The 26,174-nt window shown below is 68.5% G+C and carries 27 protein-coding genes and 1 tRNA gene; 9 read left to right on the top strand and 19 right to left on the bottom strand.

All coding sequences use genetic code 11. The features are described from left to right. The first annotated feature begins 65 nt into the window (after positions 1 to 65). On the top strand, positions 66 to 2,192 hold the full coding sequence (locus SK803_RS31445) for an acyltransferase family protein (protein WP_319969769.1): 2,127 nt from the start codon (positions 66 to 68) through the stop codon (positions 2,190 to 2,192). Here the strand turns inward: SK803_RS31445 and SK803_RS31440 are convergent. Beyond that, on the bottom strand, positions 2,179 to 2,841 hold the full coding sequence (locus SK803_RS31440) for a hypothetical protein (RefSeq protein ID WP_319969768.1): 663 nt from the start codon (positions 2,839 to 2,841) through the stop codon (positions 2,179 to 2,181). The genes SK803_RS31445 and SK803_RS31440 overlap by 14 nt on opposite strands. Next, entirely contained in the window at positions 2,831 to 3,352 is a 522-nt protein-coding gene (locus SK803_RS31435; RefSeq protein WP_319969767.1) for an RNA polymerase sigma factor, read from the bottom strand. The genes SK803_RS31440 and SK803_RS31435 overlap by 11 nt, the downstream gene beginning before the upstream one ends. A gap of 64 nt (positions 3,353 to 3,416) precedes the next feature. On the opposite strand from SK803_RS31435, the gene SK803_RS31430 reads away from it, so the two are divergent. Further along, on the top strand, positions 3,417 to 4,025 hold the full coding sequence (locus tag SK803_RS31430; RefSeq protein WP_319969766.1) for a hypothetical protein: 609 nt from the start codon (positions 3,417 to 3,419) through the stop codon (positions 4,023 to 4,025). A 134-nt stretch (positions 4,026 to 4,159) separates the two neighbouring features. Here SK803_RS31430 and SK803_RS31425 read toward each other — a convergent pair whose 3' ends face one another. Together SK803_RS31425 and SK803_RS31420 are read right to left on the bottom strand one after the other, a co-directional pair. Next, positions 4,160 to 5,482: a hypothetical protein gene (locus tag SK803_RS31425; RefSeq protein WP_319969765.1), complete on the bottom strand. Its 1,323-nt coding sequence runs from the start codon at positions 5,480 to 5,482 to the stop codon at positions 4,160 to 4,162. A gap of 203 nt (positions 5,483 to 5,685) precedes the next feature. Further along, the gene (locus SK803_RS31420; protein ID WP_319969764.1) at positions 5,686 to 7,626 is read right to left on the bottom strand and encodes a serine/threonine-protein kinase; all 1,941 of its coding nucleotides are present in this window, start codon (positions 7,624 to 7,626) and stop codon (positions 5,686 to 5,688) included. 298 nt (positions 7,627 to 7,924) lie between these two features. Here SK803_RS31420 and SK803_RS31415 point away from each other — a divergent pair, with 298 nt between their 5' ends. The 3 genes from SK803_RS31415 to SK803_RS31405 all read left to right on the top strand — a co-directional run bounded on the left by SK803_RS31415 (position 7,925) and on the right by SK803_RS31405 (position 11,355). Next, positions 7,925 to 8,584 carry a Crp/Fnr family transcriptional regulator gene (locus SK803_RS31415; protein WP_319969763.1) on the top strand — a complete coding sequence of 220 codons (660 nt, stop codon included), beginning with the start codon at positions 7,925 to 7,927 and terminating at the stop codon, positions 8,582 to 8,584. A gap of 84 nt (positions 8,585 to 8,668) precedes the next feature. Then, positions 8,669 to 9,394, top strand: coding sequence for a hypothetical protein (locus tag SK803_RS31410; RefSeq protein ID WP_319969762.1), 726 nt, complete (start codon positions 8,669 to 8,671; stop codon positions 9,392 to 9,394). Next, positions 9,391 to 11,355: a hypothetical protein gene (locus tag SK803_RS31405; RefSeq protein ID WP_319969761.1), complete on the top strand. Its 1,965-nt coding sequence runs from the start codon at positions 9,391 to 9,393 to the stop codon at positions 11,353 to 11,355. The genes SK803_RS31410 and SK803_RS31405 overlap by 4 nt, the downstream gene beginning before the upstream one ends. On the opposite strand, the gene SK803_RS31400 is transcribed toward SK803_RS31405, so the two are convergent. The 10 genes from SK803_RS31400 to SK803_RS31355 all read right to left on the bottom strand — a co-directional run bounded on the left by SK803_RS31400 (position 11,343) and on the right by SK803_RS31355 (position 19,739). Then, positions 11,343 to 11,897 (bottom strand): hypothetical protein, encoded by a 555-nt coding sequence (locus SK803_RS31400; protein ID WP_319969760.1) that lies wholly within the window; start codon positions 11,895 to 11,897, stop codon positions 11,343 to 11,345. The two genes, SK803_RS31405 and SK803_RS31400, sit on opposite strands and share 13 nt — an antisense overlap. Positions 11,898 to 11,938: 41 nt before the next feature. After that, a complete protein-coding gene (locus SK803_RS31395; RefSeq protein ID WP_319969759.1) occupies positions 11,939 to 13,720 on the bottom strand; it encodes a peroxidase family protein in 1,782 nt (593 codons plus the stop codon). Between the two features lie 144 nt (positions 13,721 to 13,864). Beyond that, complete coding sequence (locus SK803_RS31390) at positions 13,865 to 14,245, bottom strand: cupin domain-containing protein (protein WP_319969758.1); 381 nt, start codon at positions 14,243 to 14,245, stop codon at positions 13,865 to 13,867. 84 nt (positions 14,246 to 14,329) lie between these two features. Further along, positions 14,330 to 15,067 carry a hypothetical protein gene (locus tag SK803_RS31385; protein WP_319969757.1) on the bottom strand — a complete coding sequence of 246 codons (738 nt, stop codon included), beginning with the start codon at positions 15,065 to 15,067 and terminating at the stop codon, positions 14,330 to 14,332. A gap of 29 nt (positions 15,068 to 15,096) precedes the next feature. After that, on the bottom strand, positions 15,097 to 15,753 hold the full coding sequence (locus SK803_RS31380; protein ID WP_319969756.1) for an excalibur calcium-binding domain-containing protein: 657 nt from the start codon (positions 15,751 to 15,753) through the stop codon (positions 15,097 to 15,099). 188 nt (positions 15,754 to 15,941) lie between these two features. After that, a tRNA-Ala gene (locus SK803_RS31375) sits at positions 15,942 to 16,014 on the bottom strand. Between the two features lie 57 nt (positions 16,015 to 16,071). After that, positions 16,072 to 16,791, bottom strand: a complete 720-nt coding sequence (sepX, locus tag SK803_RS31370) for a divisome protein SepX/GlpR (protein WP_319969755.1) — start codon at positions 16,789 to 16,791, stop codon at positions 16,072 to 16,074. Positions 16,792 to 16,946: 155 nt separating this feature from the next. Beyond that, entirely contained in the window at positions 16,947 to 17,600 is a 654-nt protein-coding gene (locus SK803_RS31365; protein WP_319969754.1) for a GNAT family N-acetyltransferase, read from the bottom strand. Between the two features lie 13 nt (positions 17,601 to 17,613). Beyond that, entirely contained in the window at positions 17,614 to 18,837 is a 1,224-nt protein-coding gene (gene glp / locus SK803_RS31360; RefSeq protein WP_319969753.1) for a molybdotransferase-like divisome protein Glp, read from the bottom strand. 17 nt (positions 18,838 to 18,854) lie between these two features. Next, entirely contained in the window at positions 18,855 to 19,739 is an 885-nt protein-coding gene (locus SK803_RS31355; RefSeq protein ID WP_319969752.1) for a UTP--glucose-1-phosphate uridylyltransferase, read from the bottom strand. Positions 19,740 to 19,777: 38 nt separating this feature from the next. Between SK803_RS31355 and SK803_RS31350 the strand changes: the two genes are divergently transcribed. From SK803_RS31350 to mscL, 4 genes are all read left to right on the top strand, one after another. Beyond that, complete coding sequence (locus tag SK803_RS31350; RefSeq protein WP_319969751.1) at positions 19,778 to 20,344, top strand: 5-formyltetrahydrofolate cyclo-ligase; 567 nt, start codon at positions 19,778 to 19,780, stop codon at positions 20,342 to 20,344. Between the two features lie 94 nt (positions 20,345 to 20,438). Beyond that, complete coding sequence (locus SK803_RS31345; RefSeq protein ID WP_319969750.1) at positions 20,439 to 20,744, top strand: FmdB family zinc ribbon protein; 306 nt, start codon at positions 20,439 to 20,441, stop codon at positions 20,742 to 20,744. A gap of 72 nt (positions 20,745 to 20,816) precedes the next feature. Beyond that, positions 20,817 to 21,371, top strand: coding sequence for an SAF domain-containing protein (locus SK803_RS31340; RefSeq protein ID WP_319969749.1), 555 nt, complete (start codon positions 20,817 to 20,819; stop codon positions 21,369 to 21,371). Next, entirely contained in the window at positions 21,371 to 21,811 is a 441-nt protein-coding gene (gene mscL, locus SK803_RS31335) for a large-conductance mechanosensitive channel protein MscL (protein ID WP_319969748.1), read from the top strand. The genes SK803_RS31340 and mscL overlap by 1 nt, the downstream gene beginning before the upstream one ends. Positions 21,812 to 22,213: 402 nt before the next feature. Here the strand turns inward: mscL and SK803_RS46600 are convergent, their stop codons facing one another. The 5 genes from SK803_RS46600 to SK803_RS31315 all read right to left on the bottom strand — a co-directional run bounded on the left by SK803_RS46600 (position 22,214) and on the right by SK803_RS31315 (position 26,148). Further along, positions 22,214 to 22,405: a hypothetical protein gene (locus SK803_RS46600; RefSeq protein ID WP_406601610.1), complete on the bottom strand. Its 192-nt coding sequence runs from the start codon at positions 22,403 to 22,405 to the stop codon at positions 22,214 to 22,216. Next, positions 22,392 to 22,892: a MogA/MoaB family molybdenum cofactor biosynthesis protein gene (locus SK803_RS31330; RefSeq protein WP_045311897.1), complete on the bottom strand. Its 501-nt coding sequence runs from the start codon at positions 22,890 to 22,892 to the stop codon at positions 22,392 to 22,394. The genes SK803_RS46600 and SK803_RS31330 overlap by 14 nt, the downstream gene beginning before the upstream one ends. A gap of 4 nt (positions 22,893 to 22,896) precedes the next feature. After that, positions 22,897 to 23,757 (bottom strand): sensor histidine kinase, encoded by an 861-nt coding sequence (locus SK803_RS31325; protein ID WP_319969822.1) that lies wholly within the window; start codon positions 23,755 to 23,757, stop codon positions 22,897 to 22,899. Between the two features lie 41 nt (positions 23,758 to 23,798). Next, positions 23,799 to 24,482 carry a response regulator transcription factor gene (locus SK803_RS31320; protein ID WP_319969747.1) on the bottom strand — a complete coding sequence of 228 codons (684 nt, stop codon included), beginning with the start codon at positions 24,480 to 24,482 and terminating at the stop codon, positions 23,799 to 23,801. A gap of 160 nt (positions 24,483 to 24,642) precedes the next feature. Next, positions 24,643 to 26,148: a S1C family serine protease gene (locus SK803_RS31315; RefSeq protein ID WP_319969746.1), complete on the bottom strand. Its 1,506-nt coding sequence runs from the start codon at positions 26,146 to 26,148 to the stop codon at positions 24,643 to 24,645. Positions 26,149 to 26,174 lie beyond the last annotated feature (26 nt).

The following is a 26,174-nucleotide window of genomic DNA, read 5'->3' as shown; positions in this document are numbered from 1 at the left end:
TCAGGCCATTTGGCGGACGCGCTGAGTTACGATTCCCCCGTCCTGACGGGGGGATCGACCGAAGCATGAGCACTACCGTCCAGTCACGCGTCGAGCAGGCCAAACGACTGTTCGCGGCGAGGAGTCGGACCCCCAGATCCCCTGGTTTCCGCCCGGACGTCCAGGCCCTGCGGGCGATCGCGGTGCTCGCCGTGGTGGTGAACCACTTCTGGCCGAACGCGATGACCGGCGGTTACATCGGGGTCGACGTCTTCTTCGTCATCTCCGGCTACCTGATCACCTCGCACCTGGGCCGTGAGATCGCCAGGACCGGCAAGGTCCGGCTCGGCACGTTCTACGCGCGGCGCATCCGGCGGCTGCTGCCCGCGGCGTTCCTCGTGCTCGCCGTGACGGTTCTGGTGGCTGGCGCGCTGCTGCCGTACCCGCGCTGGACGGCCACCGCGTGGGAGACGTTCGCCTCCGCGTTCTACTGGGAGAACTGGCTGCTCGCGGCCAAGTCGGTGAACTACTCCGCGGCGAACGAGGCCGCGAGCGTGGTCCAGCACTACTGGTCGTTGTCGGTCGAGGAGCAGTTCTACCTGTTCTGGCCGTTGCTGCTGATCGGCCTGGTCGCGTTGGGCGGCAACCGGCGCTGGCTGGTGCCGGGTGTCGCGGGGGTCGGCGTGCTGTCGCTGATCTTCAGCGTCGTCTTCACGGCGCTGTCCCCCAGCGCGGCGTACTTCAACACCTTCGTCAGGGTGTGGGAGTTCGCGCTCGGTGCGTTCGTGGCGCTGACCGCGTCGAAGCTGGTGCTGCCGCGGGTGGCGGCCGAGGTGGCGTCGGGCCTGGGCTTCGCAATGATCCTGGTGCCGGCGTTCGTCTTCGACCACACCACGCCGTTCCCCGGCTCCCTCGCGCTGATCCCGACCGTCGGCACGGCGCTGGTGATCGCCTCCGGCCTGCGTCCCGGTCCTCAGTGGCACACCGTCGTGACGGCCTCTCAGCCCGTGCAGTTCGTGGGCAACATCAGTTATTCGCTGTACCTGTGGCACTGGCCGATCGTGATCCTCGCGCCGTTCGCACTGGGCGGCGCGCTGGACAAGGGCGAGCTCACCACGGCGTGGTTGCTGTGGCTGCTGGCGCTGTCGTTCGCGTTGGCCTGGCTGACGAAGGTGCTCGTCGAGGACCGCGCTCGCACGTTCGCGCCGCTGGTCCGCAACACGAAGCTGACGTTCGGGGCGATGATCGCCGGCCTGCTGGTCGTCGAGCTGCTCGCGGGCGGCCTGCAGGCGAACTACTACAAGCAGGTCGCGCTGGCCGAGCAGAACGTCCAGCAGGGCAAGGGCGACGCCTGCCACGGCGCCGGCGCGATGGTCGGCTCCAACGGCTGCCCCGACCCGTTCGGCCCTGCCCGCGTCCCCGAGATGGGCCCGGCGAACGAGTACTGGCGGCTCGCGCCGGAGTGCGAGGAGACCGACTACTTCAAGGTCGACAACAAGGCCACGGTCAAGGTGTGCGACTTCAGCGGCGACGCCGAGCCCACCCAGACCGTGTGGCTGCTCGGCGACTCGCACGCCGAGCAGTGGCAGACGCCGGTGTTCGAGATCGCGCGCAAGGAGAAGTGGCTGCTCAAGATCGGCATCCTGGGCGGCTGCCCGTTCGCCGACGTCAAGTTCACCGGCTACCGCAGCGCGGCGGGCCCGCGCGACATCCTGCGCTGCCGGGACTGGACGACGCAGATGTTCCCCGCCATCACCAACGACAAGCCGTCGATGGTGCTGATGTCGTTCTTCTCCCGCCAGGAGTTCGTGGACGACGGCAGCGGCCGCACCCAGACCGAGCAGTACCGCGAGGGCATCGAACCGTGGTGGCAGAAGTGGACCGAGGCGGGCACGCGCGTGTTCGTGTTCGCGGACCCGCCGTACAACCGGGACGTCCGGTCGACCAGTTGCGTGCTGCTGAACCGGTCGAACCCGCAGGCGTGCGCGATTCCCCGTGGCCGGGCGCAGCCACCGGACCCGTTGGGCGAGGTGGTGAAGTCGACGCGCAACCCTCGGGTGTCGCTGATCGATCTCACCGACTACTTCTGCGACGAGAAGCTCTGCTACGGCGTGATCGGGAACGTGGCGGTCTACTACGACGGTGACCACGTCAACAGCGACTACAGCCGCACGCTGACGCCGATGGTCGAGAAGGCGCTCAGCTCTCGCTGATCTTCAGCGCTCTTTCCTTCGTGAGTTCGCCCTCGAGCCGCATGGTGACCTGATCTCGTTGCCAGAGCAGGGTTTGCCCGGCTTGGCCGCGTGGTTCCTCGGTGTGCCACTGGCCGTTGCGGTCGATGTAGAAGAACACGTGCGGGTACGGGATCCAGATCTTGTCGTTGATCTGCTCGACGCCCTCGCTGTGGACGAGCTTGCCGACCGTCGACTGGATCGTGCCGTCGAACTGGTCGAGCCTCAGGCTGCCGTAGTGCAGCGTGACGAACCGTCCTTCGTGGACGGTGATCTTGTCCGGTTCGCCGAGTTCTGCCGGCAGGTGGATCTCGAACGGCATCTGCTTCTTCGCTTCGTCGAGCGAGACCTCCTGGCTGGGCAACGGATGCGCGATGCTCTGCGGTGCCTCGGTGCGGAACTCGACGCCGGCGAACTCCAGCAGGTTCTGGACGCCCGCCCGCACCGCCGGGGACACCGCGAAGGCGATCGCGAACGCCGTGACGGCCGCTACCAGCGCTGCCAGCCAACGGTTTCCGCGGCGCGGAGCGTTGATCCGGGTCAGCACACTCGCGGTGAGGTCCGGCGGCTCCGGTACGTGGATCTGCCGGCCGAGGTCGCGGAGGGCGGCCTCGGTCTGGTCATCGATCATGGGCCACCTCCTCCAGCATCGGACGCAGTTTCGCCAGCGCGCGGGACAGCCGTGACTTCACGGTTCCCTTGGCCAGGTTCAGGGTCTGCGCGGTCTCGGCCTCGCTCAGGTCCAGCAGGTACCGGCACGTGACTATCTGGCGGTCGTGCTCAGGAAGGCTTTGCACGGCTTTCAGGAGCTTGGCGCGGGAGTCGTCCACGAGCGTGCCCGGGTCGTTGTGGTCGACGGTCTCCGTGATGGTGGCGAGCTTGAGCTCCATCAGGTTGCGACGCCGTCTGCCGCGGTGCAGGTTCTTGGTCTCGTTGGCCACGATCTTGAGCAACCACGGCTTGAAGTCGGCGTCTGTCCTGAACGTGTCGAGCTTCCGATACGCCTTCACGAACGCCTCCTGCACCACGTCGCCGGCGTCCGCACCCGCGCCGAGCAGGTAGGCCGTCCGGTGCGCGAGCGCGGTGTACCGGGCGACCAGCTCGCCGTAGGCCGCCTGGTCACCTGCGATCGCCCGTGCCACCGCTTCGTCCGTGATGCCTTTCCTACACCGGGAACCTCACTTCGGTTCCCGGTGTATCCGTGCCATGAGAATTCTCGCCTTGGCATGCGCGTTCCTGCTGATCAGCGCACCCTCCGCGGTGGCGGGCGGCTGGGCGGTCACGTACCTCGACCCGGTGCCGTCGATCCAGGCCTCCACGACCCACACGGTCGGCTACTGGGTGCTCCAGCACGGCACCCACCCGTTCTCCGGCGATCTCGGCAAGACCGGACTGCGGTTCCGCACCGGTTCCGACGATCGGATCTTCGTCGGCGTGCCGCTCGGCCAGCCCGCGCACTACGCCGTGACGTTCACGCTGCCGGCCGGCTCCTACGAGGTGTTCGGCGTGCAGGGCATGTTCCAGGACCACTCGCTGGGGTCGCTGACCGTGCCGGGCACGTTCCTGACCAAGCCGCCGGACCCGCAGATGGTCCAGGGAACCGTGGAGGGCCCGTCGCCGTGGCAGGAGATCGCACCGCCACTCGCCAAACCGGCCGTCGCGACGCCTGCGCCCGCAGCCGCGGTGACACCCGCGGAGCCAGAGTCCGAGCCGGTGCCAGTGTGGCTCGTCGGGCTCGTGGTGGTGGGCGCGGCCGGGCTGTTCGTGCTGCTGCGCAAGCGGTTGCGACCCTTTGCGCGGAAGACGAAGTGGTGAGGCGATCGGCGGAAACCGCCTCACCACCCCTCGCGAGGCATCCCTGCGATGCCGAGGCTTTCGGGTGAACCACGGCTTAGGTCGTCGACGGCTCGACCACCGTTACGTCCCTGCCGGTCGTTCACCCGGATCGCCTACGCGTCGACCGGAATCTCGTGTGAGATCAGCGGCGCCGCGTCAGCGGAAAACTCCTGTGCCGGAACTGCTGCGGGCGCCTCGAGTTCTGGTCCGTCCTGCGAAGAAGGCGCTGTCGACACGAGCGCCACCGGAACGTCAGCAGGCGGTACGAACGCTGCCTCTGCCCTGATCTTCGGTGGCATCGCAGCCCACGGCTTGAGGTTCTGCATGATCTCTTCGTAGAACGACGAGACCGCACTCAGGACCGAGTCGATGAACGAACCGCGCCCGGTACCGCGCTTCGCACCCATGGGCACGGAGATCTCGACACGGAATCCGCGAATCTCCTTCTGCGGATCAGCGATCAGTACAGCCGGATTCGCTCGAACAGCGCCAAGCAACTCCGAGGCGCCCGCTCCCCTGCCGTGCGCGACGAAGGCCTCAAGCCGAACCGAATCGGGGGCGTTCTTCAACTGCCGGATCAACCAGTTGATCCGAGTCAGCGGACGCCCTTCCTTGGGCCCTTCCAAGTCCACACCGCAGATCACCCTGCTCGCCCGCAGGTCGGCCATGATGTGCAGCGTTCCGACCGTGTCAGGAATGCGAATGCCGCCGGACAGCTTGCCGTCGGCCACCAACTGCGTGAGCTGTCGGGAGAGGCGGATCTGCGGTTCGGTGAGTTCCTTGCGCGACAGGGCAGGAGTGACCTCCGTGCCGAGGCGTCGGCCGAGCTGCAGTCCGGCGAACCGCAGCAGGGCTTCGAAGCGCAGCACGACGTCAGGTGCGATCTTGTCGTTGGCCCGCAAGGTGCGCGCCTGCACGGCCTCGCGCAGCGGCACCCACGACTGCCCCATGTCCTCGAACGCCATTGCGCCGGATCTGGGATGTTCGAGGTACCTGATCAGCTCGCCGAGGATCCAGGCCTGCTCGGGATCAGCCACCCCTCGATGTTCCTTCTGCATCACGGCTTCGCAGAGCACTTCACTCCACGACCAGTGATGCAGCGCGACCTTCTTGAGCTTCTTCCGGTCGACCGAGGTCGGGTGCTGACCCGGCAGTGGCGAGATCTCGTTCGAGATCGTGATGACCGCGTCGTAGCCGAACTCTCGCGCTATGTCGAGATAGTTCTCCAGTTGCTCCGCCTGGAGTTCGTTGGACCCGGTCTTCACCTCGACCAACGCCGTCCACGACTTCTGCCCGCGGGTGACCCGAATCAACCCGTCCGGAATGAGCTTGCGTCCGTCGAGTTCGAACGGGACCTCGATGAAGGTCTGCACCGCGGAGGCGGGCGCTCCCAATGGTTGGGTCAACGTCCGCCCGAACTCACGCACCGCTGACATGACAGCCAGCAATGCCGATGTCGCCCGTCGTTCTTGTTCTTCAGCACCGTTGATGCCCGAAGTCGGAATCAGGCGTGCGGCATGCCAACTCTCTTCAGCGGTCATAGATGCCTCGCAAAGCGGCTTGGCGTTCAGGAATCAACGCTGTCGTCGTTGAACTCTGAACAACCGTTACCGCCGTGCGAGGTGTTCACCCGGATCGCCTACATCGGCATGTGCCTCGTGGGAGGCGGCGTCGGCTTGGTGATCATCTTCGTGACCGGGCCTTCCTTGCTCATCCCGGCCTGGTCGAGGTACTGCGACAGCTGCCCGCGCACCTGGGCGAGCGTCGGGCGGCGGCCCGGTTCCGGGTCCATCGCCGCGAGCAGAAGCCTGGCGTGCTGGCTGTTCTGCGGCAGCTTGGTGATCGGCTCGCCCTGTGCGGCGGCCATCAGCGACGAGATCGGGTTCTCCCGCGAGCCGCGCGGCGGGTGGCCGGTCAGCGCGTAGGAGACCGTCGCGGCCAGCTGCCAGGAGTCGGACGCCGGGGACGCCGTTTCGCCGCGGGCTGTTTCCGGGGCGAGGAAGTCCGGGGTGCCGACCATCATGCCGGTGGCCGTGAGGGTGCTGTCGCCCTTGGAGCGGGCGATGCCGAAGTCGATCAGGTGGGCGGTGCCCTGGCCGTCGACGATCACGTTGGACGGCTTCACGTCGCGGTGCAGGACACCGCGGTCGTGGGCGGCGGCCAGCGCGTCGGCCATGTTCAGCCAGAGACGGGCGGCCAGTTTGTCGTCGATCAGGCCGTTCTTCAGGACCGTCTCGGACAGCGAGGCGCCCTCGATGTACTCCATGACCAGGGCCAGGCCATCCGGGTCCTGGACGATGTCGAACACCCGCACGCAGTTGGGGTGCCGGACCGCGGCCAGCGCGCGGGCCTCGCGGAGCATGCGCGCCTCGGTCTCGTTGTCCGGGGCGTGCGCGAGCTTCACGGCCACCGTGCGGTCGAGCTGTTCGTCGACGGCCAGCCAGACCGTGCCGAAGCCGCCGGAACCGAGCTGGCGGACGCGGCGGAACCTGCCGTTGCCGGGGTTCCAGACCTTGCCCGACTTCTGCACCGGCGCGGGCGACTCGGCGTTCGCGGCACCCGGTCCGAACGGCAGCGGGCCCGGCGTGTCGGCGAGGACGGCAGGCTGGGACGGCTGCGGCGGCTTGGGCTGTGGCAGGACCTCGGCGACGCGGGTCGGCGGGTACTGGGGCGGCGGCTGGTTGACCGGGCGCATCGGCCGGTTCATCGGCGCCGGCTGGTACTTCGGCACCTGCGCGGGCTGGTACGGCGGCGGGTTCTGCGGAGGAGGCTGGTGCTGGGCCGCGGTGATCGGCTTGGTCGGCGCCTTCTTCTGAGGTGTGTGGTTCTGCGGCACCTGAGACTGCGGCGTGCGCGCCACCGGCTGCGGTGGCGGCGGGTTCTGCGAGTTCCGGTCCTGGGACCGGTCGCGGCCGGGGCGGTTGAGCATGGCGGTAGTCAACCCGAAAATCCGCACGACGATTGAGCCGATTACCGCAATTGGCAGAAACCCGAGGAGCACATGGCCCACCAGCGTCACTGGCTGTGCCGACGTCGCTGCGAGCAGCACCAGGAACGGCAGCCAGAACACGCGGCGCGGCCAGTTGGGCCCGAGCCGGAACGCCGACCCCGACTGCAGCATCACGAACAGCAGGCACAGCAGAGCCAGCACCACGGTGATGGCGGCGACGACCAGGAACACGGGCGACACGCCACCAGGACGCTGGACCACACCGATGATCGACGGCGTGCCGTCCACCAGGTAGTCGCCCTGCTGCAGCTGACCGAAGCACGTGACCTCGTCCAGCGAAGCCGACCCGGGGATGCTGCGCCGGGACAGCCCCTGCACGGTGCCGCGCATGATCAGCCAGGGCAGCACGAGGCAGCTCGCCACGCCGAGCACGGCGAAGATGGCACCCGTCACCGCGCCGTAGGAGTTGCCGACGATCCGGCGCACCGCGATGGACAGCAGCGCCCCGATCGTGGGGAACAACCCGAGCACCGCGCCGAGCGCTGTGGTGGTCCACACCCAGTCACCGGGGCAGACACTCGCGCCCACGAAGCCGTGCAGCCACGTGAGCAAGGACTCCGCGAGCCCCACGACCCACACCACCCCTTCCGCGATCACCCCCAGCCTAGGCGTCCCGACAGCCTACGGTGCGTAATTGGTATGCGGTTGACGCCACAGCAACCTGTTGCATGATCACCGCGTTGCACCTCCGTCTCACCCTCATCACCCCTGGTCGGAGCGTGATCAGCTCTGCCAGGGTGTAGGTCCATGAGGATCGTTGCCCTGTCGACCACTACAACGTTCCCGTGCCCGGTCCTGTTGACCGCCACCTCCATTGATGTCGGTCCGCGGCCCGGAAGCGTCACGCGCAACGGCGTGGTCCGCACCAATGGATGACTTGGCGGCCAATCGGGGACGCGCCGTGTTACGCGGCGCCAGGAGGCCGCGCCCGTTCCGGCGCGGCGAACACCTGATCACCGCGGGCGCCCCGAGCGACGAGGTGCTGTTGATCGAGTCGGGCCTGGTCAAGGTCGTGCTGCCGACCGGCGCGGTCCGCGAGCCCATCACCGGCCTGTACGGGCCGGGCGATCTGCTCGGCGAGATCGGTGTCACGAACAGCGCCCCGCGCAGCGCACACGTGATCGCGCTCGTCGCCGGAGCCGCGTGGCACGTCGCGGGCAGCCACTTCCTGTCGCTGCGCGACGGCGACCCGGACGTCCGGAGGCTGATCGACGAGACCTGGCGCAAACGGCAGCGCAACGCCGACGAGAACCAGTTGCGGCAGATGCGGACAGGTGCCGCACGGGTGGCGATGTGCCTGCTGTCGTGGGCCCGCGAGTTCGGCACGCGGCTCGACTCCGGTCTCGAGCTGCGCGGAGTGAGCCAGCAGGACCTGGCGCACGCCGTCGCGATGTCGGTGAAGACCATCGAGCCGTTCCTGCACGCGCTGCGCGAACAAGGCCTCCTCCAGACCGGCAGGCTCCGCTATCGGCTGCCTGACCCGGACCGCGTTGGCCATTTCATTGCCAACGCGGGTGGCATGAACTGACCACTTCTTACCCCTGTTTTCCGGGTGAGCACCCGCGCTCCAGCCACCACACTCGCTGTCCCCCGGTGAAAATGGAGGCAGCGAGTGAATCCCGTTCCGGAGCACCGCACGTTGCTCGGCGTCGACGTCATCGGTTCGGCCCAACTGCCCGGCTACCTGATGAACGCCGTTCCCGGCACGATCTCGAAGCTGGTCGGTACCGCGCTGACGCAGAGCGGGATCGAGGCGGACGACGTGCTCTCCCTCGAGTCACCGGGCGACGGCGCGTTGCTGGTGCTGCCGAGCGGGCAACTCGGCGCCGTGCTGGACGCGGCGGTGCGCCTCGACCAGCTCATCATCGATCACAACCGCTGGCACAAGCCTGAAGTGCGGCTGCGGGTGGCCGTGCACGTGGGCCCGGTCGGCGACGACGGCTTCCACCGCGCTCGCATCACCCACACCCGGCTGCTCGACGCCCCGGAGTTCAAGAACCTCCTGAAACGTTGCCACGACGAGGGTGACCAGGACACCGCGAACACCGCGTTGATCGTCTCTTCCGAAGCACTGGACACGGCGTTCAGCGGCGACCACACGCAGGTGGCGCGGCGCAGCGACTTCGCATCACTCGCCGTCTCGCACAAGGAGTACCGGCACAACGCGTGGGTCCGGGTACCTGGCTTCGACCCGCGCAGCCTGGCCGCGCTCACCGGCGGCGCCGCCGCCCCGGATCCTGTAGCGCGCACTCAGAACATCGTGCACGGCCACATGAACGGCATCCAGGCAGACACGATCAACGGCGGCCTGACCTTCTACGGAGGTAGTCGGCCATGAGCAACGACACGGACGCTGCGCCGCTGTCACCGAACGAGCCGGTCTACATCCCAGGCCCCAACGTCATCCACGGCAACAACTGCGGCCTGCAGACCAAAGAGGTCAACGGCGGCGCACATTTCTACGGCAGCTCCAAGGCCGAACCAGAAGCCGAGCTCCGGACTCGATATGCCTCACCGGAAGAGATCAGGGAGGCGAAGGAGCACTTCATCACGCCGGGTGGCTTCGCTTCGGCGCTCGCGTCGCTGCGGGCGGGCAACGTGGTCGTGTTGTGCGGAAAGGGCACCGGCCGAACGCACGCCGCGCGCCGGTTGCTCAATCACGAACTCGGCCTCACCACCTTCTCGTACCTGAACCGCGCCCGGCCGCTCGACCGTCTGCGCCGGGCCGAGTTGGACGTAGGTGCCGGATATTTGCTGGACGTGAGCGGCACGAACGACCGGCCGATCACGGACTGGGCCTTCGACCACGGCGTGCAGGTGATGCGACAAGCCGGATGCCTGCTCGTGATTCTGCTGGACCACCGGGACCGCGCACCGATCGCGGCAGCAAGCCATGCCGTCGTCCTGGAGGCACCTGCACCCGTCGAGGTGGCGCAGGCCGCATTGCGCCTCCGTGACGACGTGGACGAAGCGCTGTTGCACATGGTGAAAACCGACCTCGCCGCGGCCCTGGAGGGTGCGACTCCCGACAAGGCGATGTTCGCCGCTCGCCTCGCGGTTCAGGTGCACCAGAAGAAGATCGATCTGGCAGACGCTCTCACCCAGCTGCAGGAGGAAGCCACTGACGCGGTTGCGCGTTGGTTCGAAAACCTCGACGTCCGAGGGCACGCCTACTCGTTCGCGGTGGCATTGCTGGAAAACCACCCGTACGAGCACGTACTGCGCCGCGGATGGGAGTTGGACGAACGGATCCGCGAAGCAGGACTTCCCATCGACAAGCACCTTCGACCGCGTGGCCTGCTGGAACAACCGAAGATCAAGCTGTTGCGCGACATCGCCGCGACCACGGAGATTCGCGAACATCCCACGATCCACGGCCAGACGGAGGAGACGATCCGCTTCGAGCGGCAGGACTGGTCACCCGCCGTCTTCACCCACGTGTGGCAGCAATACCCGGCCGCGAGGGACATCCTGCGCGACTGGATGTGTGATGACACCTCGGAGGAGGCACGGGACTCGTTCGTCCGGGCGATCTACGCGATCGTGACGACAGTCCCCGCGCGCGAACCTCTCGCGCTCGTCGAACATCTCGCGTCCGAGCAGAACCTGGGTCGCCGGACGGTTGCCGCCCAGGCGCTAGTGCGCTTGACGGAAAACGCCAGGATGCGGGGTCCTGCCGAACAGGCAATGAGGGAGTGGGTCGAAGAAGGCCGGGCCTACCGGCTGTGGACCGTCGCCATCGTCTACGCGACCCCGGCACCGCACCGGCCACCGCGCGTCGTGCTGGAGATGTTCACCAGGATCGGGAAGTCGCCGAAGATCACGCCCCAGAACGCGGTCGTGGCAGGCGTGCTGCCGCTGCTTCTGGATCCCGCCACGCGCGAGATGACACTCGACACCGTGACGTCGTGGACGTCGGGGAAGTACCGCAGGACCGGGCTGCATCGGGTCGCGCTGGGACTCGGGCTCTGGGTCACCGGGTTCTACGAGCAGTCTCGCAGGCTGTCCGTGACGCTCAGCGCCGAGCATCCCGGCATGGTGGCGGTGCTCCTGGACCACGTGCTGGAAGACGACGTGTTCGGCCCACACCTGCTCCGTCACCTGGCAGACCTGGCGACGTCGGCGACCTGGGACACCTCCGACGCCGCGGAGCTGGTGCGGTTCGCTCTGTTGATCAGCCCGGAGCTCGGCTGGTGGCGAAGGCGTGCGGCCGTGAGGAGGCTGTGCCGGCGGTATCCGTACCTGCGATCGGGCATCCGCCGGATCTTCCGCGTGGCGAGACGGGTTCAGCCGTCGTAGACCTCGTGGTCCGCCTGCGCCCGCGAGCTGCCCTCGCCCGCCGACCCGCTCGACGACTTCACCGCCGGGTCCGCCGCCACCGGCAGGTCACCGAGGCCCGCGAGGAAGTCGACGGTCCACAGGTGCCGCGCGGCCGGGTTCTTCTCCTTGACGGAGTCACCGAGGCTGTACGCGCCGACGCGGGCGTCCTTGGCGTCGTACATCTCGACCGTGATCTGCGAGCCGAGCAGGCCCTTCTCGCCGGGTGCGCAGGCCAGTTCCAGGCGGGCGCGGATCCACTGCGGGACGTCCGCGGGGTCCGCTTCCAGTTCCGAGGAGACCGCGGTGCAGGAGGTGCCGTAAGCGCGGGCGACGAAGGTGGCGCGGAAGACGACGAGCTCACCGGCCGTGCAGCCGGTGAGAACGCGTGCTTCTACAGCTGTCTCCGTGGTGGAGACGACGGGGCGGGCGGCCGCGCACCTCGCGGTTGGGGGCACGGCCGACGCCGCTGCTCCACCGGAGGTGACGGCCACGAGTAATAACGCGGCGACCACAGATCTCATGCCGAAAAGTTATGTGTGGTCGCCGCGTTCCTCACCCAACTTCACCCCACAGATGGGTGAGTGCGAAACACGTTGTACGCCAGGTCGCCGCGGCGCACGTCGGTGTTCGCCGCGATGATGTCGCCGAGGGTCCGGCGGTGGTCGATGCCGTAGCGCGCCTTGATCGTCCGCAGCGCCGGGTCGTTGGCGTGGAAGAAGCGGTCGCCGTCGCGCAGTGCCTCGAACTGCTTCTTCCAGATGGCCTGCTGGAGCTCGCCGAACTCGCTGCCGGGCAGGCGCGGCTCCGCCATCATGCCGACGATCGCGTCCAGGCCGCCGATGTCGCCGTAGATCGCCTTCATCCTGGCCGCGAGGGTCGTGCGCCGCTGGCCGGGGCTGAGCCAGTCGAGGCTGTCGGGGTCGTCGATCTCGGCGCCGGGCGTGAGTTCCGGGTCGGCGGGGAACGACTCGGTGGCCTCGCCGGAGATCGCCCTGAACGACGGCTTCGGCGCCAGCCCGTACGCACGGCGCACGTCGTTGTACGAGGCGATGCCGTGGTCGCGGCCGCGTTGCACGTCCAGCGCGGACACGTCGATCACCGCGGTCAGGCAGCGCGGCTGGCAGCCGGGGATGACGAAGACGATGCTGCGCAACGTGGTCTCGTCGATCAGCTCGTCGTTGAGGCCCTCGTCCTGCCGGCCGAAGCTCTGCAACAGCGGGCCGAGCTGCACGTCGTCGACCAGGTCCGGGTTGAACGGCAGCAGCTGCGGCGGCACCTTGATCTCCGCCTGCGCGCCGGTGATCGTCACGGTGAACCCCTTGTCGCGCAACGTCTTCAGCTGCGCTTCGGAGTAGCGAGCCGCCTGCGTGACGACGGACAGGTCACCGCGCACCATGCTGTGTGAGCGGTAGCCGATGGTCGCGAACTCGTTCGCCAGACTCGTTCGCACGGACGAGTTGTAGCCGCGGTAGGGCGCGAGCCGCACGCCCATCGCCGGCAGGAACTCCTGGTAGGTGATCCACTGCTGCTCGGCGCTCACGACCTTGCGCGCGATCTGGAACTTCTCCTCGTCGGACAGGTGCGCGGGCAGCCTGTCGACGATCCTGTTGTGCTCGCGGGCGAACAGCGTCTGCACGGCGGTGATGGTGCCGTTCTCCATGCCGCGCATGTCACCGGTGACGACACCGGGGCCGCTGGTGATCGCGCCGAACGGACCGGTCATCGGCGGCGCGGTCTCCGAGTTGCCGCGGGCGTCACGACGTGGCAGCAGGTTGTTGGGCAGCAACAGCTTCGCACCGTCGCGCAGCCACGCGAGCCGTTCCTCGGTGCCGCCGTAGACCGCCCAGCCGTCGAGGTAGGAGCTGACGATGTTCTTCTGCTCGCGCGGGTTCGACCCCGGCACCTCGCCGCTGCGCCGCATGGGCGTGGACAGCAGGTCGTTGCGCACGGTCTCCAGCAGCGCCTCGTTGTCCCACGGGATCGAGGCGTCGACGTTGGTGTCCTCGCGCAGCCCGAACGTGTGGTCCATGAACTGCGCCCACACCTGCGCCCACTGGCTGACGTGCCGTTCGGAGAGGTACCGCTCCCCGCCCTCCGCGAAGATCCGGTTGCTGACGTAGCGCGCGTTCGGCCCGGCCACCGGCTGCCCGGCCCCGTCCGCGTACCTCGGCGGAGCGAGCCGGGAGTACCCCTCGCCGACGATCCCCCACTCGGGGTGGGCGCGGTTGTTGCCGCGCCCGTCAAGACTCTGGACCTCGAAGAACGGGGAGTCCGCGTGCGCGACGCCGCTCCCCAGGAACGCCCCGGCCGCCACCAACGCCACTGCCCTGCGCAAGAACTGCATGGGCCGATGATGGCGACGCCGATGGTCACCGACCGTGCTCAGTTGTTCACAGCATGACAGATCCAGTCCGGGCAACTGGGAATTCCCCTGGACTTCCGGCCTGGACCGGACTTCGAGTCCCGTTGGGCACCTGGCCGGCACCTGTCAGTGGTCGTGGTGATCGTGGTCGTGCTCCGGCCCGAACGGCTGGTAGATGTAGAACATCGTCACCGGCTCATCACCCGCAACGGTCTCGTGGTCGACACCCGGCGGCACGAACGCATAAGAGCCCTCGCCGGCCTCAACACCACCGATGCTCACCGTGCCGTTGATGACCCACGTGTGCTGCGTCGCCGACGGGTGGTTGTGGCCGACGTCGCGCGCACCCGGTGCCATCTGAATGAGGCCGACGATCGTGTCACCGTTGGGGGACTTCCACAGCAGCTTGTTCTGCAGCCGCTCGTCGCCGTGCAGCGGAAACGACTTCAACTGGGCAAGGGCCTCAGCGGACAGGACCGTCACTTTGTCCTGCGGCGCGTCGCTCATGGGCACAGCCTTTCGGAAGCGGTGGCTTACGGCCCATGTATAGACGAAAGGGCCGCCCGCATTACGGCGGACGGCCCGATCAGGTCAGCTGCACTTGGCCTCGCCGTTGAACAACAGGAACGTCCCGAGCTTCCCGTCGGTGAAGTGGAAGCTCAGCACCGTGCCCTGCTGGCCGGGCACCGGCACCTCCAAGGACTTGTCGTCCTTCCCGGTGGCGTTCGGGTAGGCCGCCTTGACCTGGTCGATCGTGGCCCCCTTGCCCACACCCTTGGCCGCCGCGACACCCGGAGGCGGCACGATCATCCGAATCTGGTCCCCGGCGAACAACACACCACCGTTGGCCTCCCGCGCCTCAGCGCGCTTGGCAATGCGCTCCGTGGACTCCGCAGTCAACTGAGCCGCCTTGGCGCCCACCTCAGCGGAAGCAGCGAGCTTCTCCGCGTGCGCGGCGTACTCCGCGGCACCCGCGTTGGCCCCCGGCGCCGGCGCCACCGCGGCCTCAGCGTCGTCCGCGGCCTTCTGCGCGGCCTCGTACTGCTTCTCGGCCTCAGCCTCCGCCGCGAGTTGCGTCGCATCCGGCGTCGGCGCGCCCTGGTACCGGTAGTCCTCGCACGTGCTGAACTTCCCCGCCCCCGTCGCGGCGAGATCACCGGTGGCAAGCGCTTCCTGCTTGGACATGCCGGGCTTCAACTTTCCCCAACCCGTCACGTCGAAGTACTTCTCCTGCGCGGACGACTGCTGATCCCCCGCTGACGCGCAACTGACGGCGACCAATGCCACCGCCACCGCGAATACCGCTTTGAATCCCCCAAGGTTGTTCACGCGCCAAAGATATCCGGCGGCGACAAACCCTATTCGCAGGCGACACCGTCGTTGTCGCGGTCGAGCGCGGACCTGTAACCCGGCTGACCGCGGTACAACGGCGCAGCACCGGCCGCCTTCGCCGCCGCACAATTCGCGTAATACGCGGGAGCGGGCGCCGGCGGTGCGGGCGCGGGCTCAGGTTGCGGCTGCGGTTGCGGCACAACGGGTTGCGGCTGAGGCACCACAGGCACCGGCTTAACGTCGAGCCCGCCGCACGACGGACCCCAGAACCCGAGCGACGCCTGCTTGGCGGTCGCCTCCGCCAGCGAGATCGCCGCGTCCGCCCCGGCCACCGCCCGCGCAACACCTTGTCCCACAGCGAGAACCGCGTAGTTCTGACCGTCGGCCAGCAGCAGTTGCGCGCCCGCGACCTTGACCGCCTTGCCCACCAACGTCTTCGTCGCGAACTCGACTGATGCCGCAGCCCAGCACGCGCCCGGTTGAGCGAGCCCGGACAGCAGAACCTTGGTGCCGTTGGACAGGATCACCGTGCGACCGTCCACGATCGACGCCACCGTCACCGGCGGCGGAGTCGTCGTGGTGGTTGTCGTCGTTGTCGTCGCGGTCGAGGACGCGGAAGCAGCGAGACGCGTAGGCGCTTCCGTGCCACACGCGCTGATCGCGGACACCATGAGCAGAGACATCGCGGCAATCACACGCTTGTGGGCGGTCATGGCCGGTGCATCGCAGCGCCTCCCGCACAGTGTTACCGGCGTCACTCGGACGGCGCATTCACCTGCCGATGCGTTCCAACGCAGTACATCCACATCGGACAGATCGACAAAACGAAGAGGACCGGCGGTCGTCATGACCGCCGGTCCTCTTCGTTACGTGGAGCTGAGGGGAATCGAACCCCTGACCTTCTCGATGCGAACGAGACGCGCTACCAACTGTGCTACAGCCCCTTGCGTTGTTACGAGAGAACTATAGCAGGGCCGGAAGGGGTGTTTCACCACCCCCTCCTACGCCCCGACGGCACCTCGGTACCGCAGCGACTCCAGTCCCTCTAACTCGACGAAGACCGGGTCCTCGTCGTCGGAGTCGACCGGAATGGTGCCCGGTCGCACGTGGTGTTCGAAGCGCGGCAACGGTGGCAGCGCCGGCCTGTCCTCGACGACCTCGACCTGGGTCGTCTCGACGTCGGCCGCCGCGGCCTGTGCCGGCACGGACGCGGGCGTGTCCTCGGCCTGCTGAGGTTGCGGACCCGTCGCTCGGCGGCGGCGGACCTGCTGCAGGCGGGCGAGCCGGCGTGCGCGGATCTCCTCCTCGATCCGCACCTGCCGGCGCAGGTACGTCAGGTAGCCCACGATCAGCAGGTCGAGTGCGGCGTGGCCGTACCAGAGCGGCGTGTAGAACACGCCTGCCACGACGGCCGATGCCACTGCGGCGACCAGCAGGAACGCGACGACTCTGCGTCGGAACGCGTACTTGGCCTGGGCGACCAGGGCCGCGCTTTCCGGGTCGTAGCCACCACGGCCACGCCGGAAGGGGCGTTCGACGTACTCCTCCTCGTCGAAGTAGTCGTCGTCGATGTCGTGGATGTCGTCGTACTCGGCGTCGGGCATGGCGTCGTACTCCTCCCCCACGCTGCGCGCACTCTCCTGGCGCTTGCGGGCCATCATGGGGACGAGGACCACCAGCCATGCGACGACCAGCGCAACGATGATCAGCGAACTCGGCATTCCCCGTTCACCTCCCCCGGCCCACGCGTGGTGCTTTCACCACGCTAGTCACAACAGTCACACCTGTGTCGGAGGCTCGCCGAACTCGGTGCGTACCAAAGTGTGGTGTATCACCCACTTTTGGGTGAAGCGATTAGAACAAACGGACGCAAACGTCAGGGAAGACGGGCCTCTCCGCGTGCGACCAAACGGCGCACTAGGCCATCCGGGACCTCTTCGGAGGTGAGCGCGAAGCAGAGGTGGTCGCGCCACTGTCCGGCAACATCCAGATAACGCTTGAAGAGGCCTTCCTCGCGATATCCGGATTTCGTGAGCACGCGGATCGAGGCGCCGTTCTCGGGTCGCACGGTGGCTTCTAGGCGGTGCAGACCAGCGTCGCGGAAAGCGTGATCGGTGAGCAACGCCACGGCGGCCGTTGCGACGCCGCCGCCCGCCCGATCAGCGGCTACCCAGTAGCCGATCCATGCGGACAGCAGTGAGCCGCGCACGATGTTGCCGACGGTGATCTGACCGGCGACCTCGCCGTCCACCAGGATCATGAACGGCAGCGTGCTGCCGCGCCGGGCCATGGCGCGCAGCGACGACCACTGGGCGGGCCACGAGAGCGTCGCGTTGCGCTCGTTCCAGCCCTCTTGGGCCGTGGGTTCCCAGCGCTCCAGGTAGTCGCGGTCGCGGATGCGCAGCCGGGACCACTTGCCGCCGTCGAACAGCCTGGGTCCGCGCAGGGTCACGGTTCCCGCGCGCACCTCGACAGGCCCCAGCCGGACCGGCCAGCCGGGGTGGCGTCCCAGGTCGGAGAAAGCGCTCATCCCCCGCCGTTCATCAGCCGCGTTGAGCCAGGAAGCTGACGAGCACCTCTTCGCCGACCGACACCTCGGTGACGTCCTCCTCGACCATGATCAGGCAGTTGGCCTCGGCCAGCGACGCGAGCAGGTGCGACCCGGACGTGCCGAGCGGCTGCACCAGGTACTCGCCGTTGTCCGCGTCGCGCAGCAGCTGGCCGCGCAGGAAGCCGCGGCGGCCCTTCGTCGACGACAGCGGCGACAACAGCCGGGCCGACACGGCGCGGCGGTACGGGTTCTTCTTGCCGAGCGCGGCCCTGATCAGGGGCCTGACCAGCACTTCGAACACCACGAGCGCGCTCATCGGGTTCGCCGGCAGCAGGAACGTCGGCACGGCGTCCGGACCGAGCCGCCCGAAGCCCTGCGCCGAGCCGGGGTGCATGCCGATGCGGGTGACGTCCATGTCGCCGAGGTCCGCGATCGCCGCCTTGACCTCGTCGCCGATCGCGCCGCCCACGCCACCGGCGATGACGACGATCTCCGAGAGCAGCAGCCGTCCCTCGACCACCTCGCGCAGCCGGCGCGGGTCGGCGGACATGATGCCGACCCGGCTGACCTCGGCCCCCGCGTCCCGTGCGGCGGCGGACAGCGCGTACGAGTTCACGTCGTAGACCTGGCCCTGACCGGGCGTGCGGTCGACGTCGACGAGCTCTTCACCGAGCGAGATGACGGACACGCGCGGACGTGGGTGCACGAGCACCTTGTTGCGTCCGACGGCGGCCAGCAACCCCACCTGAGCAGCACCGATGGACGCGCCGCGGCGAACGGCGACGTCGCCCGTCTGCACGTCCTCGCCGGTGCGGCGGACGAACCCGGCGGACGGCACGCTGCGGTTCACCGTGACCTTGGCGTGGTGACCGTCGGTGTAGCCGAGCGGCACGACGGCGTCGGCCAGCGTGGGCAGCGGCGCACCCGTCGCGACCCGCACCGCCTGGCCGGGCTGGAGCCGGCGCGGCTGCCGGGAGCCGGCGGGGATCTCGCCCACGACCGGCAGCTGCACGGGGCCCGCGTTCGCACCGGACACGTCGACGCTGCGCACCGCGTAGCCGTCCACCGCGGCCTGGTCGAAGCCGGGCAACGCGCGTTCCGCGACGACCTCCTCGGCGCAGAGCAGGCCCTGCGACTCCGAGATCGCCACGCGCACGGGTGCGGGCCGCACCGCGGCCGCGATCACCCGAGCGAGCTGCTCGTCAACTGACCTCATGTGCTTGTTCCTCGCGCTCAGGAGTTGTCGAGGCGTTCCCGCAACCACTCGCGCAGATCGGGTCCGTACTCAGGGGTCTTGAGTGCGAAGTCAACCGCAGCCCGCAGGAATCCGGCGGGATTGCCGAGATCGTGTCGCCCGCCGCGGTGGACGACGACGTGCACGGGGTGACCCTCCGCGATGAGCAGCGCGATGGCGTCGGTGAGCTGCAGTTCGCCGCCCGCACCAGGCGTGATGCGCTTGAGGGCGTCGAAGATCGCGCGGTCGAGCAGGTAGCGCCCGGCGGCGGCGAACGTCGACGGCGCGTCCTCCGGCTTGGGCTTCTCGACCATGCCGACGACCTGCTTGACGTCGTCGTTGCCGGTGTCGCGGACGTCGAACACGCCGTACGCGGAGATCTGCTCGCGCGGGATGTCGAACGCCAGCAGGACGCTGCCGCCCTTCTCCTCGCGGACCTTCGCCATCTTCTTGAGCGCGTCGGCCGGCAGGATGATGTCGTCCGGCAGCAGCACCGCGACGGCCTCGTCGTCGCCGGTCAGGTTGCCCTCAGCGCAGCCGACGGCGTGGCCGAGCCCCAGAGCTTCGGCCTGGATCGCGGTCTCTGCCTTGATCAGCTTCGGCGCCCGCTGGATCTTCTCGACCAGGTCGGCCTTGCCGCGCGCGGCCAGCGACTCCTCGAGCTCGGGGTTGGCGTCGAAGTAGTCGGCGACCGACGCCTTCGTGGGCGAGGTGACGATGACCAGCTTCGTCGCGCCGGCCTCCGCCGCTTCCCTGGCCACGTACTCGATGGCCGGGGTGTCGACCAGCGGCAGCAACTCCTTCGGCACGGCCTTGGTCGTGGGGAGGAAACGGGTGCCCAGACCGGCCGCGGGCACGATAGCGGTGTGGAAGGCGCTGCTCATGGGCAGCGATGCTAACGACATACCGAGGGGTACCCGTCATGACGTCCGATCTTCGTGACCGGAAGGCCACACTGCGTTCACGGTTGTTGGCCGCGCGGCGGGCGGTTTCCGCCGAGGATCGCGCCGTGGAGGCCGCGGCGTTGGCGGCGCACGTGGCTGCTTTGGACGTTCGGCCTGATCAGACGGTGTGCGCGTTTCTCCCCGTCGGTTCAGAGCCCGGTGACGCGTCTTGGCTCGACGGCCTGCGCTGCCGGGTCCTGCTACCGATCGTGACGGGCGACTCGCCGCTCGACTGGGCGGTCCACACCGGATCGGGCGGGCTCGCTCCGGCCGCGTTCCGGTTGCTGGAGCCCACCGGCCCCCGGCTCGGAGCCTCGGCGATCGCTGGAGCCTCGCTGGTGCTGGTGCCCGCGCTGGCGGTCTCGGTGTCCGGGGTGCGGCTCGGAAAGGGGCAGGGGCACTACGATCGATCGTTGCCGCTGGTCAAGGCACCTTTGATCGCCGTGGTCCGGGACGCGGAGGTGCTTTCCGACGTGCCTGCGGAGCCCCACGACGTGCGCATGAACGGCGTTTTGACACCCTCGGTGGGCCTGCGATGGTTGTGACTTTGACCCGCTGTGTTTGCGCTCCGGGAAGGTCCTGAGCGAAAATCGTGTTGGCACTCACAACGCCCGAGTGCCAGATCTAGGAGCGAACCCAGTGCCTACGTACCAGTACGCCTGCACCGCGTGTGAGCACCGGTTCGAGGCTGTGCAGTCGTTCAGCGACGCCTCCCTCACCGAGTGCCCCGAGTGCTCGGGCAAGCTGCGCAAGCTCTTCGGCGCCGTCGGTGTCGTTTTCAAGGGCAGCGGTTTCTACCGCACGGACAGCCGCTCCGGCTCGTCCAAGAGCACGGCTGCCACGTCCACGACGTCCTCGTCCACTTCGGAGACGAAGTCCTCGGACAAGAAGTCGTCTTCGGACTCGAAGCCCGCGGCCAGTGCTCCCGCGGCTGCCGCCAGCTGAAGATCGCGAGTTGTCCACAACTTGCGGCTGAGCCCCCTTTGACATGCCTCCGATGGTCCTACCGTCGGAGGCATGACCCTTTCCGCCACCGCCCTCGACCGACTCCGCTCACTTGCGCACCGCCGTCCTTCCGTTGCGTGGCGCCGGTTCCTGGCTCTGGGCCTGGCCCTGACAGCCGCGTCAACGGCCTTCTGGCCCGACGTGGGCCATCCCGCCGTCGTCGCCTCCCGCGACCTGCCGGCCGGCGTGCCGCTGTCGGCAGCCGACATCCGCCTGGTGTCGCTGGCCGCGCCGATTTCCGGTTCTTTCCCAGAAGTCGACGCCGTGGTGGGCCGCCCCCTGCGCGACGCGGCACGTGAGGGTGCCCCGCTGACAGACTTCGATCTTGCTCCCACGTCAGGAGATCAGGTCTCGGTGGCCGTGCGAGTGGCTGACCAGGGCCTGGCCGACGTGGTGCGGATGGGCGACCGCGTCGACGTCGTGTCGCCATCGGCAGAAGTGCTCGCGGAGAACGCATCCGTGCGTGAGACACGGGGACAAGTCGTCGTGCTCACGTTGCCGAGACTTAATGCAACTCGTGTGGCCGCGATGTCACTGGAGCATGCGTTAGCCGTTACTCTCCGCTGATGCTGAAGGGTTTCAAGGACTTTTTGATGCGCGGAAACGTCGTCGACCTGGCTGTGGCCGTGGTCATCGGCACGGCGTTCACCGCGATCGTCACCGCGTTCACCACGAGCCTCATCAAGCCGCTCATCGCTTCGCTCGGCAGCACCGAGACGAAGGGTCTCGGCATCCAACTCCGGGAAGGTAAGGAGGACACGTACATCGACTTCAGCAACGTGATCAACGCGGCGATCAACTTCGTGATCGTCGCGGCAGTCGTGTACTTCGTGCTCGTCCTGCCGATCCAGAAGATCCAGGAACGCCGCAAGCGCGGCGAAGAGGCGGGCCCGTCCGAGCCCACGAACGTCGAGCTGCTGATCGAGATCCGCGACCTGCTCGCGGCTCAGCAGGGCCAGCAGCCGCCGGCGACCACGACCACCGACGTGCGCGGCCCGAAGATCTAGTCCCGCGCCACCTGCCGCCAGCCCCGGCCAACACCAGCGCGAGGTACCCGGCGCAGCGATGCGAACCGGGCCGGGACAGGGCACTGCCGCAATGGGCACCACCGCGTGGCGCTGCCGAGATGGGCACGCCACGTGGTGTTGCCGCGGCAGGCACATCGCCTCCCCGATGCGGCGACGGGCACGCCGAGGTGCGATGCGGCGCCGAGTGAACCCCTGGTCGACGCGCGGATGGGTAGCGGTGCACCCCCACGCCAAGCGATTGGGGCTTTACCTTGAGGGGACGACCGCTCGCCCGCAAGCCGACCGATGCGACGCCAACCGCCGCTCACCAACGCAAGGCGACCCGCCCCACGAACCCGGCGTCGGCCCAACCAGCCCGCGCCGCACAGCCATCACATCGGCTCAGCCCCCGTGGTGCGGCGGCCTGTTCTCCCGGTACCAGGCCTCACGGTCCCCAGAACCGTCACCAGACGCCGACCCACGCTCATCCGACGTGGTCTCCGGCAGCACGTCCCCGAACACCTCAGCCAACCGGCGACGACGCGCTACGGCGTCGTCGTCGGCCGGCTTCGATGAATCACTACTCTTCGTCAAGACCGCTCAGCTGCTCGATCACGTAGGGCACCAGAGCCGACAGCGTTGCCATGCCGTCGCGGACCGCGGAGCGCGAGCCCGCGAGGTTCACGACCAGAGTGCTGCCGGAGACGCCTACGAGGCCGCGGGAGATGCCCGCGTCCACCGCGCCCGCGGCGAGGCCGGAGGCGCGGAGTGCCTCGGCGATGCCGTGGATGGGGCGGTCCAGCACGCCTTGTGTGGCGTCGGGGGTCACGTCGCGGGGTGACACGCCTGTGCCGCCCACGGTGACCACGAGGTCGACGCCACCGATCACGGCCGTGTTGAGTGCGGCCCGGATGTCGACCACCTCACCCTCGACCGCGACGGTGCCGTCGACGATGAAGCCCGCTTCTTCCAGAAGTTCGGTGACGAGAGGGCCGGAGTTGTCGTCCTGCTCGCCGTGCGCCACCCGGTCGTCCACGATCACGACCAAAGCGCGGCCAAGGCGCTGCGCGCTGCGTTCCATGCGATCACCGTAGCGGGAGTCGGACTTCGAAGCGGCAGCCAGGACCGTGGTTGTGCGCGCCGATTCGTCCGAGGTGTGCGTCGACGAGGCCGCGCGCGATGGCCAGGCCCAGTCCGGCGCCCGAGGGATTGCGGCTCGTCGAACCGCGGAATCCCACGTCGAACACCTGTGGCAGCACGTCATCGGGTATGCCGCCGCACGCGTCGTCCACCCGCACCACGGCCTCGGCTCCGTCCACATCGACCTGGACGGCCACCGTGCCGCCCTCGGGCGTGTGCCGAATGGCGTTGGACACAAGGTTGCGCACGACACGCATCAGTTCCGGATCGGAGCCCCGCACGACCGGCCATTCGCGAGCGTCCGCGCGCAGCTGCACGCCCTTGAGTTGAGCGACCGGGCGGGATGCGGCGACCACGTCGCTCACGACGTCCGCCAGCCGCACGTCGTGCAACGTCAGCTTCAGCGCGCCGGCGGTGATCCGGGACAGCTGGAACAGATCGTCGACCAGCTTCGACAGGTGGTCGGCCTCCTGGGCGATCTGCTTCGCGTAGACGGCGACCTCGCCCGGTTCGGAGACGACGCCGTCCTCCAGCGCCTCGGTCATCGCCCGGATACCGGCCAGCGGCGTCCGCAGGTCGTGACTGATCCACGCCACCAGCTGCCGCCGCGCCGCCTCCGCCTCGCGCTCCCACACGCTGCGCCGCGCGATCGCGCGTCCCAGCATGATCGAGAACGGCACGGTGATCACGCCGACCACCGCGCACACCGTCAGGGCGGCCGTGAGCATCGGCGTGAACATGAAGCCGCTGACCGCGAGCACTCCGCTGATGGTCGCCACCACCGGCACGATCACCATGACGGTCATCGCGGTCGTGAGCGACACCCGGCTCAGCCGGTCGAAGATGTTCACAGCGAGCTTCTGTCGTACCGGTAGCCCACGCCCCACACGGTGCTGAGCCGCATCGGCTTGGCCGGGTCCTTCTCGATCTTCTCCCGCAACCGTCGCACGTGGACGGTCACGGTCGACTGGTCGCCGAACTGCCAGCCCCACACCCGCTCCAGCAACTCCGTGCGCCCGAACGCCCTGCCCGCGTTCGCGATGAAGAACGCCAGCAGGTCGAACTCGCGAGTGGTCAGCTGCAACGCCATGCCGTCCAACGTCGCCGTGTGCGCGGCCACGTCGAGCACCAAGTCGCCGTCGCGCACCACCCGCGGCTCGTAGGCCTTGCTGGCGCGCCGCAACACCGACGACACTCGCAACGCCAGCTCACGCGGGCTGAACGGCTTCGTGACGTAGTCGTCGGCCCCGATCTGCAACCCGGCGATGCGGTCTTCTTCCTCGCCCAGCGCCGTCAGCATCACCACCGGTGTGCTGCCGCGTTCCCGGATCCGCCGGCACACCTCGAGCCCGTCGATGCCGGGCAGCATCAGGTCCAGCACGACGATGTCCGGCTCGTGCGAGGCCATCAACCGCAGCGCCTGCTCCCCGTCCCCGGCGAGTTCGACCTCGTACCCGGCGTGTTCGAGGTAGCGGCGCACCACGTCCCGCACCGTCGTGTCGTCGTCGACGACCAACACCCGTTCCACCACGTCATCAACGCTAAGCCACGAACACCGCCCCGGCTCACATCCGTAATAAAACGAAAAGAGACCGACCCCCGCGCGGGGCAGGTGCGCGGGGGCCGGTCTCGCGGGTCGTCACGCCTGGTTCTGGCGGGCGGCGGATGCCAGAACCAGGCGCGTCCCCCACCTATCCCACCTCGACACCGCCGAGGGTGGCTTCCACGGTCCGGTTGTCGGACAGCGTGATGGTCACCTTGTCGCCGGGCGCCTTGGAGCGGACGGCCGCGACGAGGGTGTCCGAGCTGTCGATGCGTCGGTCACCGAACTTGGTGATCACGTCGTTCTCCTTCAGGCCGGCCTTCTCCGCGGCACCACCCGCGGTGATCTTGCTGATCACCGCGCCGCCGTCGGGGGCCTCCTTCACCTCGACGCCGAGCACCGTCTGCTTGGGCTTGCCGGTCTTCACGATCTCGTCGATCGTGCGGCGCGCCTGGTCCATCGGGATCGCGAAGCCGATGCCGACCGAGCCCGCCTGGCCACCGGAGGAGTTCGGGCTGTAGATCGCGGAGTTGATGCCCACGACCTGGCCCTGCATGTTCACCAGCGGACCACCGGAGTTGCCGGGGTTGATCGCGGCGTCGGTCTGGATCGCGTTCAGGACGGTCGCCTGCGAGTTGCGGGCGTCGCCACCGGCGGAGACCGGGCGGTTCAGCGAGCTGACGATGCCTGAGGTCACGGTGCCGGACAGTTCGAACGGCGAGCCGATCGCGACCACGCCCTGGCCGATCTTCATGTCACCGGAGTTGCCGAGCTGCACGACCGGCAGGTTGGAGACGCCGTCCGCCTGGATGACGGCGATGTCCGAGCTGGGGTCGCGGCCGAGGACCTTGGCGGTGGCGGTCTTGCCGTCCTGGAAGACGACCTTGATCTCGCCGCCGCCGGCCGCCGCGCCTTCGATGACGTGGTTGTTCGTGACGATCTGGCCGTTGCCGGAGATGATGAAGCCAGAGCCCTCACCGGCGCCGGTCCGCGTCACGACCTGGATCTGGACGACGGACGGCAGCATCTTGTTCGCCACTTCCTCAACCGAGCCCGCGGGAGCGTTGCTGGTCTGCGAGGCCGGGCGGGGCGAGTCGAGCGAGCTGACCGAGGACGATTCGTTGGCGAACGTGTAGCCCAGGTAGCCACCGAGGCCACCGGAGAGGCCGCCCACCATCAGCACGAGCGCCGCGACGCCCGCCACGACCTTCCCACGGCCCCTGGGACGCGGTGGGACGGGCGGGGGCTGGTAACCGGGCGGGAGGTAGTACTGACCGGTCGGCGGAGGCCCTGAGGGTCCTTCTGCGCCGAACTGGGAGGTGGTGGCCCCCAGGCCGAGGGGGTGGCCTGGGGGAAGTTGGCCGGACCCAGGAGGAGGAAGCTGCTGGCCGGGTCCGGACCCGCCGAGCTGCGCCTGGCCCGCGTCAGGTGAGGGCACCTGCGGCTGGGCCGAAGAGAACGAGGCGGGCACGTCGCCGAGGCCCGCGGGAGTGCTGTTGGCCCCAGCCTGGCCGGATCCCCCCTGCAAAGGATCCGGCTGGCCGGGTTCCGGCAGCGACGGGCCCTGCTCCCGCGCGCCGGAGTCTGTCTGACCGGCGGTCGGCACGGAGTTGGGCTCTTCCGGCTGCTGCGCTGGCTGGTTGCTCTCGGTCATGGCCATAGTCTCTCGGCCCGTCCTGA

This window comes from Lentzea miocenica (assembly GCF_033949945.1).
In the GTDB taxonomy this organism is placed as follows: domain Bacteria; phylum Actinomycetota; class Actinomycetes; order Mycobacteriales; family Pseudonocardiaceae; genus Lentzea; species Lentzea miocenica.
This window is presented reverse-complemented; position numbering and strand designations above follow the sequence as displayed.

What these genes read in the sequence shown, in the direction of transcription:
- SK803_RS31430 (WP_319969766.1), top strand. Translation starts at nt 3,417, where the DNA reads ATGAGAATTCTCGCCTTGGCATGCGCGTTCCTGCTGATCAGCGCACCC.
- sepX (WP_319969755.1), bottom strand. Translation starts at nt 16,791, where the DNA reads ATGCCGAGTTCGCTGATCATCGTTGCGCTGGTCGTCGCATGGCTGGTG.
- SK803_RS31405 (WP_319969761.1), top strand. Translation starts at nt 9,391, where the DNA reads ATGAGCAACGACACGGACGCTGCGCCGCTGTCACCGAACGAGCCGGTC.
- SK803_RS31315 (WP_319969746.1), bottom strand. Translation starts at nt 26,148, where the DNA reads ATGACCGAGAGCAACCAGCCAGCGCAGCAGCCGGAAGAGCCCAACTCC.
- SK803_RS31350 (WP_319969751.1), top strand. Translation starts at nt 19,778, where the DNA reads ATGACGTCCGATCTTCGTGACCGGAAGGCCACACTGCGTTCACGGTTG.
- mscL (WP_319969748.1), top strand. Translation starts at nt 21,371, where the DNA reads ATGCTGAAGGGTTTCAAGGACTTTTTGATGCGCGGAAACGTCGTCGAC.
- glp (WP_319969753.1), bottom strand. Translation starts at nt 18,837, where the DNA reads ATGAGGTCAGTTGACGAGCAGCTCGCTCGGGTGATCGCGGCCGCGGTG.
- SK803_RS31380 (WP_319969756.1), bottom strand. Translation starts at nt 15,753, where the DNA reads ATGTCTCTGCTCATGGTGTCCGCGATCAGCGCGTGTGGCACGGAAGCG.
- SK803_RS31395 (WP_319969759.1), bottom strand. Translation starts at nt 13,720, where the DNA reads ATGCAGTTCTTGCGCAGGGCAGTGGCGTTGGTGGCGGCCGGGGCGTTC.
- SK803_RS31355 (WP_319969752.1), bottom strand. Translation starts at nt 19,739, where the DNA reads ATGAGCAGCGCCTTCCACACCGCTATCGTGCCCGCGGCCGGTCTGGGC.
- SK803_RS31415 (WP_319969763.1), top strand. Translation starts at nt 7,925, where the DNA reads ATGGATGACTTGGCGGCCAATCGGGGACGCGCCGTGTTACGCGGCGCC.
- SK803_RS31440 (WP_319969768.1), bottom strand. Translation starts at nt 2,841, where the DNA reads ATGATCGATGACCAGACCGAGGCCGCCCTCCGCGACCTCGGCCGGCAG.
- SK803_RS31340 (WP_319969749.1), top strand. Translation starts at nt 20,817, where the DNA reads ATGACCCTTTCCGCCACCGCCCTCGACCGACTCCGCTCACTTGCGCAC.
- SK803_RS31330 (WP_045311897.1), bottom strand. Translation starts at nt 22,892, where the DNA reads ATGGAACGCAGCGCGCAGCGCCTTGGCCGCGCTTTGGTCGTGATCGTG.
- SK803_RS31325 (WP_319969822.1), bottom strand. Translation starts at nt 23,757, where the DNA reads ATGACCGTCATGGTGATCGTGCCGGTGGTGGCGACCATCAGCGGAGTG.
- SK803_RS31400 (WP_319969760.1), bottom strand. Translation starts at nt 11,897, where the DNA reads ATGAGATCTGTGGTCGCCGCGTTATTACTCGTGGCCGTCACCTCCGGT.
- SK803_RS31390 (WP_319969758.1), bottom strand. Translation starts at nt 14,245, where the DNA reads ATGAGCGACGCGCCGCAGGACAAAGTGACGGTCCTGTCCGCTGAGGCC.
- SK803_RS31445 (WP_319969769.1), top strand. Translation starts at nt 66, where the DNA reads ATGAGCACTACCGTCCAGTCACGCGTCGAGCAGGCCAAACGACTGTTC.
- SK803_RS31425 (WP_319969765.1), bottom strand. Translation starts at nt 5,482, where the DNA reads ATGTCAGCGGTGCGTGAGTTCGGGCGGACGTTGACCCAACCATTGGGA.
- SK803_RS31365 (WP_319969754.1), bottom strand. Translation starts at nt 17,600, where the DNA reads ATGAGCGCTTTCTCCGACCTGGGACGCCACCCCGGCTGGCCGGTCCGG.